Source organism: Corynebacterium sp. (genome assembly GCF_012837295.1).
In the GTDB taxonomy this organism is placed as follows: domain Bacteria; phylum Actinomycetota; class Actinomycetes; order Mycobacteriales; family Mycobacteriaceae; genus Corynebacterium.
On record NZ_DURI01000176.1, the window covers coordinates 1 to 4,419 of the forward strand.

Below are 4,419 nucleotides of genomic sequence, written 5' to 3' on the forward strand. Positions count from 1 at the left end.
ACCAGGTCGAAGAACAGGGCGACGACGGCGGTGCCGATGACGCCGGCGAGGATCTCCGTCGGAAAGCTACGGTTGAACCCGTCCGTGAAGAAGTACCCCAGCCCGTGCACGCCGACCAGCGATCCGACGCTGACCAGCGACACCGTCGACGCCGACACCACGCGCGCACCGGCGAGCAGCACCGGCCCGGCCAGCGGCAGTTCGACGCCGAGGATGCGCCGCCACGCGGGGTAGCCCATCGACTTCGCGGCGTCGCTGGCTGCGGCGGGGACGGAGCCGAAGGCGTCGGCGGCGGTGCGCGTCATCAACGCCACGCCATACGCCGCCAGCGCGACCTGCACGTTGAGCGGGGACAGGACGGACGTGCCCAGGACCAGCGGCAACATCACGAACAATGCCAGCGACGGGATGGCATAAAGCAGGCCTGCGCCGCCGACGATCGTTCCCCGGACTGCTTTGCGACGCGACGCCACGAAGCCCAGCGGCACCGAGACGAGCACCGCCGCGATGATCGGCGGCACCGACAGCCACACGTGGGCCCACGTCAGATCGAGGATCTGCGCGGAGTTCTCGGCGAACCAGGACCAGCGGATCATCGCGACGGCTCCGGGTAATCGCCGAGTACGCCGGCGACGCGGCCGCGGGCGTCGAGCACCCGGTCGCCGTCGATGCGCAGTCGGCGGGAGTCGGCGTCGATGAAGTCGCGGACGAAATCGTCGGCGGGCTTCTCGATCAGCTCCCACGGAGGGCACTGCTGGGCGATGCGGCCGCCCTTGGCCAGCAACACCACCTCGTCGCCCAGGTGCAGGGCCTCGGAAATGTCGTGGGTGACGAAGACGATGGTGCACTCCAGCTCCGCCTGCAGGCGCGTGACCTCGGCCTGCAACTCGCGGCGCACGATCGGGTCGACGGCGGCGAAGGGCTCGTCCATGAGCAGGATCCCCGAATCGGCGGCCAGGGCGCGGGCGACGCCGACGCGCTGCTGCTGACCGCCCGACAACTGCGACGGATACCGGTCCGCCACGGAGGCGTCGAGGCCGACGAGCTCGATGAGCTCCATCGCGCGGGCACGGGCGTCCTTCTTCGACACCCCGTTGAGGCGCGGGACCGTGGCGACGTTGTCGGCGACGGTGCGGTGCGGCAGCAGACCGCCGTTCTGCATCACGTAGCCGATGCCGCGGCGCAGCTGAACGGGGTCGCGGTCGGCGACGTCCTCGCCGCCGATGAGCACCCGGCCCGACGTCGGCTCGACCATGCGGTTGATCATGCGCAGCAGCGTCGTTTTGCCGCAGCCGGACGAGCCGACCAGGACGGTCACCGCGTTGCCGCGGATGTCCAGGTCGACGTCGTCGACGGCGGGCGGGCCGTCCCCGTAGGACTTGGTGACGCCCTCGAACCGGATGGCGGGCGCGGCTGTTTCGGTGGCCATACGGCCCACGGTAGCGCTAAACGGCGTCGGTTACCGCCGATCACCTACGACGGCCGGGGTCACGGTCGGCAGTCGTGGCCGAACCGTCACCTCGCACGCCAACGAGGGCTAACGGAAGTTCAGGTACGCCTTCGACGGCGTCGGGCCCCGCTGGCCCTGGTACTTGGAGCCCAGCGCGCCGGACCCGTACGGCACCTCCGCCGGGGAGGTCATGCGGAACAGCGCCAGCTGCCCGACCTTCATGCCCGGCCACAGCGAAATGGGCAGGTTGGCCACGTTCGACAGCTCCAGGGTGATGTGGCCGGTGAAACCGGGGTCGATGAACCCGGCGGTGGAGTGCGTCAGCAGGCCCAGGCGGCCCAGCGAGGACTTGCCCTCCAGGCGGCCGGCCAGGTGCGGCGGGATGGTGAACTTCTCCAGCGTCGACGCCAGCACGAACTCGCCCGGGTGCAGCACGAACGCCTCGTCCCACGGCACCTCGCGCAGGGTGGTCAGCTCCTCCTGCGGCAGCTTCGGGTCGATGTGCGTGTACCGCGAGTTGTTGAACACGCGGAAGAACTGGTCCAGGCGGACGTCGATCGACGACGGCTGGATCATCTCCTCGTCCAACGGCTCGATGCCCAGGCGGGCGTCATCGTCGGCGGAGAGGGCGGCGCGGATGTCTCGGTCGGAAAGCAGCACGCCACCACCCTACCGGCACGGCGGACGGGAAAAACGCGGGTCGTCGCAAAGCAGCCGCGCGCTATCCCGGGCTTTTGCGGACGCGCCCCGCGGCGGTGCTACATTATGGGCGGAAGAGAGATCCATCTTTCCGATGCTGATCCGCTCCATGCCGATGTAGTTCAATGGTAGAACTCCTGCTTCCCAAGCAGGCGGCGCGGGTTCGATTCCCGTCATCGGCTCCAACGCTTCATCGAAAGACCCTCCACCTGCACGTTCGGGTGGAGGGTTTTTGCGTATCCTCGCGGGCACATCCGGCGGTTCCCGCCCCTCGCCGCCGAGCCGCCGAACTGCCGCCTCCCGAAGGAGCCCTCATCATGCCCGAGTTCACCGTCGACGAATCCCGCGCCGTGCCCACCGCCGTCGTTCGCGCCTCCGACATCGCCATGGACGACCTGTCCGGCCTGTTCGACAAGGCGTTTTCCGTGCTGTTCCCCGCCCTCGGCGCGGCGGGCATCTCCCCCGCCGGCGCCGCATTCGCCCTGTACCCGCGCTTTTCCGACGACTGGTCCCGCTGCGACATCGAAGTCGGCGTGCCCCTGGACGCGCCGCTGCCGGGGACGGTCCCGGCCCCGCTTTCCGACGGCTCCGCCATCGAGATCGAGCCCTCCGAATTGCCGGCGGGGCGGGTCGCGTCCGCCCTGTACGAAGGCGGTTACGACGGGCTCGGCCAGGCGTGGCGGGAACTGACCGACGCGCTCGTCGCGGCCGGCCACACCCCGGCGATGCCGTGTTGGGAGGTCTACCTCACCGAGCCGACGCCGGACGCCGATCCGGCGGACATGCGCACGGGGCTCAACACCCGGGTCGAATAGGCACGGGACGACTGACACCCGGGCAGACCAGGGTCGATACCCCTTTGGGTATGGTCGCGACCATGGACAACCATGGATGGGACCAACGATTCGCCGATAACCCGCAGCACTTCGGTGCGGGCCCGAACACTCTCCTGGAGCGCCACGCCTCCGAGCTGACGCCCGGCTCGGCCGCCGATGTCGGCTGCGGCCAGGGCCGCAACACCGCATGGCTGCTCGGCCGCGGCTGGGACGTCACCGCCGTCGACTTCTCCGAGGTCGCGCTGCGCCACACCCGCGAGGCCGCCCAGGCCGCCGCCCACGTGCCCGACGCCATCGCCGAGGCCGCCACGGGCGAGGCCACGAACACGGGCGCCACCCATGTCCCCACGCTGACCACCGTGCAGGCCGACGTCTCCGAGTGGCGCCCGGAGGAGACCTTCGACCTCGTCGTCGCCGCGTACCTCCACCTGCCCACGGAGAAGATGGCCGCGACGTGGGAGCACCTGGTGGAGATCACCGCACCGGGCGGCACCCTCGTCGTCGTCGGCCACGACCGCGACAACGAAGGAAACGGCCCCAACGACCCGGACGTCCTCTTCCATGCGGCCGACGTCGTCGCCAAGCTCCCGGATACCTGGACCATCGAGGTCGCCGAAGCCGTCGACCGCGGCGAAGGCTCCATCGATGCGCTCGTGGTGGCCACAGCGCCGAAGAAGTAGCGCGCGGTTCGATCGCGACCCAACCCCCGCCCGATCACGGCCCCGCGCCGACCGCCCAACGCGCGCGACGAGATCACGATTCGGGGCCGCGATCGCGATCTCGTCATGAGGGGACGCGGCCGGGGTTAGTCTGGTGGTGAAACGTCAGCAGACAGGAGAAACCCGATGTCCGACGCTCACGACGCCGCCCGCGGCGATTCCATGCTCATCGCCTACGACGGCTCCGACGAAGCCAAGCGCGCCATCGAATGGGCCGGCGCACTGCTGTCGGTGCGCACGGCGTACATCCTCACCGCCTGGGAACCGCTGCAGCGGCAGGCCGCCCGCACCGCCGGCGCCTCCGGGATGATGCAGCCCGACTGGGACTCCACCGTCGACGACGGCGACCCGGCGCACGAGGAAGCCCAGCGCATCTGCCGCGAAGGCGTCGAGGTCGCGGCATCGGTGGGCTTCACCGCCGAGCCCTACCTGGTCGAATCGGAGACGACCATCTGGTCGGCCATCGTCGACGCCGCCCGCGACCTCGACGCCGGCGTCATCGTCTCCGGCACCCGCGGCAACTCCGGGCTGCGGGGGTTGCTGTCGTCGTCGACCGCCGACGCGGTGCTGAAGAACGCCGGCCGCCCTGTGCTCATCGTCCCGCCGCCGAAGTGACGCACGCGGAATGACGGGGACGCCGGCCCGTCGCAAAGCCCCCGGGCCGGTAACGAACGGGCAACGAAGGCTCCCCCACCTGGGGCGAACCGGAACTTCC

Annotated in this window: 6 protein-coding genes and 1 tRNA gene; 4 read left to right on the plus strand and 3 right to left on the minus strand. The window is 70.2% G+C overall.

All coding sequences use genetic code 11. From position 1 onward, the window contains the following. The 3 genes from GX015_RS06055 to dcd form a co-directional block, all read right to left on the minus strand. Window positions 1–596 (minus strand): ABC transporter permease (locus GX015_RS06055; RefSeq protein ID WP_291343592.1); only part of this gene is annotated, 596 nt, incomplete at its 3' end. Next, window positions 593–1,429, minus strand: a complete 837-nt coding sequence (locus GX015_RS06060; RefSeq protein ID WP_046651042.1) for an ATP-binding cassette domain-containing protein — start codon at window positions 1,427–1,429, stop codon at window positions 593–595. The genes GX015_RS06060 and GX015_RS06055, both read right to left, overlap by 4 nt. 108 nt (window positions 1,430–1,537) lie before the next feature. After that, complete coding sequence (gene dcd, locus GX015_RS06065; protein WP_046651041.1) at window positions 1,538–2,110, minus strand: dCTP deaminase; 573 nt, start codon at window positions 2,108–2,110, stop codon at window positions 1,538–1,540. Between the two features lie 150 nt (window positions 2,111–2,260). Here dcd and GX015_RS06070 point away from each other — a divergent pair. The 4 genes from GX015_RS06070 (at window position 2,261) to GX015_RS06085 (ending at window position 4,319) form a co-directional block, all read left to right on the plus strand. Further along, window positions 2,261–2,334: transfer RNA gene (locus GX015_RS06070), tRNA-Gly, on the plus strand. Window positions 2,335–2,466: 132 nt separating this feature from the next. Next, window positions 2,467–2,964, plus strand: a complete 498-nt coding sequence (locus GX015_RS06075) for a GyrI-like domain-containing protein (protein WP_291343594.1) — start codon at window positions 2,467–2,469, stop codon at window positions 2,962–2,964. A 62-nt stretch (window positions 2,965–3,026) separates the two neighbouring features. Then, window positions 3,027–3,665, plus strand: a complete 639-nt coding sequence (locus GX015_RS06080; RefSeq protein WP_291343596.1) for a trans-aconitate 2-methyltransferase — start codon at window positions 3,027–3,029, stop codon at window positions 3,663–3,665. A gap of 165 nt (window positions 3,666–3,830) precedes the next feature. Next, the gene (locus GX015_RS06085) at window positions 3,831–4,319 is read left to right on the plus strand and encodes a universal stress protein (protein WP_046651038.1); all 489 of its coding nucleotides are present in this window, start codon (window positions 3,831–3,833) and stop codon (window positions 4,317–4,319) included. Window positions 4,320–4,419 lie beyond the last annotated feature (100 nt).